Origin of the sequence: Kineococcus glutinatus (genome assembly GCF_039542765.1) — a bacterium.
Lineage (GTDB): Bacteria > Actinomycetota > Actinomycetes > Actinomycetales > Kineococcaceae > Kineococcus_A > Kineococcus_A glutinatus.
In genome coordinates, this window is sequence record NZ_BAABIL010000369.1 from 1 (window position 1) to 1982 (window position 1982).

Below are 1982 nucleotides of genomic sequence, written 5' to 3' on the forward strand. Positions count from 1 at the left end.
GGCGCCCCGCAGCCGGCCGCGGCGCTGCGGCGCGCCGAACCGCCCGCCGCGGTCGTCCTCGGCCCGCTCGCCGGCGCCCCCGTGGGCATGGGCCTGCTGTGGCTGGACCACACCGACGGCCTGCCCACGGCCGCGACGCTGGCCACCCTGCTCGCCCTGACCCTCGCCTTCGCCAAGCTCGGCACGCTGCTGGGCGCCGTCCGCCTCCTCGACAGCACCCGGCGCGCGGCCGTCACCGACCCGCTCACCGCGCTCGGCAACCGCCACGCCCTCACCCACCGGCTGGAGGAGCTGAGCACCGACGGGCGCCCCTTCGCCCTCGTGCTCGTCGACCTCAACCGCTTCAAGGAGGTCAACGACAGCCTCGGCCAGCACGCCGGCGACGACCTGCTGCGGCAGGCCGGGGACCGGCTGCGCTCCGTGGCCGGCCCCGCCGACGTCGCGGTCCGCCAGGGCGGCGACGAGTTCGCCCTCGTCGTCACCGGCGTCGGGCTCGACGACGCCGCGGGCCGCGCCCGCCGGCTGCTGCGGGCGCTGGAGGACCCCTACGACCTGGGTGGGCGCCCGGTGCGGCTGCACGCCAGCATCGGCGTCACCGCCGCGCCCGCGCAGGGCCACGACCCCGACGCCCTGCTGCGGCAGGCCGACGCGGCCGTGCACGAGGCCAAGGGGCGCGGCGGGGGCGTCGTCGCCTACGGCCCGCACCTCGACGGCGAGCGCGCCCGCACCGCCCAGCTCGTCGCGCAGCTGCTCGACGCCGTCGCCGCCCCCGCCCGCGGCACCGGCCCCGCCGGGAGCGTCGTCGTGCACTACCAGCCGCAGCTGGACCCCGTGACCGGCGCCTGCGCCGGCGTGGAGGCCCTCGTGCGCTGGCAGCACCCCGAGCGCGGGCTCGTGCCGCCCGGCCTCTTCCTGCCCCTGGCCGAGGAGCACGGCCTCATGCCCGCCCTCACCGAGCGGGTGCTCGACGACGCCCTGGCGCGCATCGGGGACTTCGCCGCCCACGGGTGCGAGCGGGTGTCCGTCAACATCTCGGCGACCGCCCTGCGCGACGGGCGGCTGGTGGACGTCGTCACGGCGGGGCTGGCCCGCCACCGGGTGCCACCGCAGGCCCTCGTGCTGGAGATCACCGAGACGGAGCTCATCGAGGACCTCGCCACGGGGCAGCGCGTCCTGGGCGAGCTCGTCGAGCTGGGCGTCGGCGTCAGCATCGACGACTACGGCACGGGCTACTCGTGCCTGGCCCACCTGCGCGACCTGCCCGTGGACGAGCTGAAGCTGGACCGCTCCTTCACCGCCGACCTCACCGCCGACGCCCGCACCCGCGCCATCGTGCGCACCACCGTGGACATGGCGCACTCCCTCGGCCTGCGGCTGGTGGCCGAGGGCGTGGAGGACGCCGCGACGCTGGAGCTGCTGCGCCGCCTCGGCGTGGACCACACCCAGGGGTACTTCCACTCCAGGCCGCTGCCGGCGGAGGAGCTGGACGCCTGGCTCGGCTCCCGCGCCGGCGCCCTCGCGGGGCGCTGAACCCGGCGCCGGCGTCGGCGGCGGGCGCTAGCGTGCGGGTCCCGGCGCCGGGTGGACACCGGGTGGACGCCCAGGAGGTGTGTCGTGCCAGGAGCCGTGCCGGAGCTGGCACCCGCGCAGGTGGCGCTGCTGCGGATCGTGGCGCAGCGGCTCGCCGGTCCCCGCTGCCCCGACCCCGCGGCCGCCGTGCGCTGGCTGGGCGCCGCCCAGGGGCAGGACCTGCCCGGCGCCCTGACGTCGGTGGCGCTGCGGACCGCCGACCGCGGCCGGGCGCCGGTGGAGGCCGCGCTGGCGGCGGGCGAGGTGGTCCGCTCCTGGCCGATGCGCGGCACCCTGCACCTGGTGCCCGCCGCCGTCCTCGGCTGGCTGCTGTCCCTGACCGGCGCCCGGCTGCTCGCCGGCGCCGCCCGCCGCCGCGCCGGGCTCGGCCTCGACGACGCCACCTGCGAGCG

Annotated in this window: 2 protein-coding genes; both read left to right on the forward strand. The window is 78.7% G+C overall.

Features of this window, described 5'->3' with window-relative positions; genetic code table 11:
* A partial coding sequence (locus ABEB16_RS13740) for a putative bifunctional diguanylate cyclase/phosphodiesterase (protein WP_345712807.1) occupies positions 1-1530 on the forward strand: 1530 nt, incomplete at its 5' end.
* An 84-nt stretch (positions 1531-1614) separates the two neighbouring features.
* Positions 1615-1982, forward strand: a 368-nt coding sequence (locus ABEB16_RS13745; RefSeq protein ID WP_345712808.1) for a DNA glycosylase AlkZ-like family protein, incomplete at its 3' end; no start/stop codon positions are given.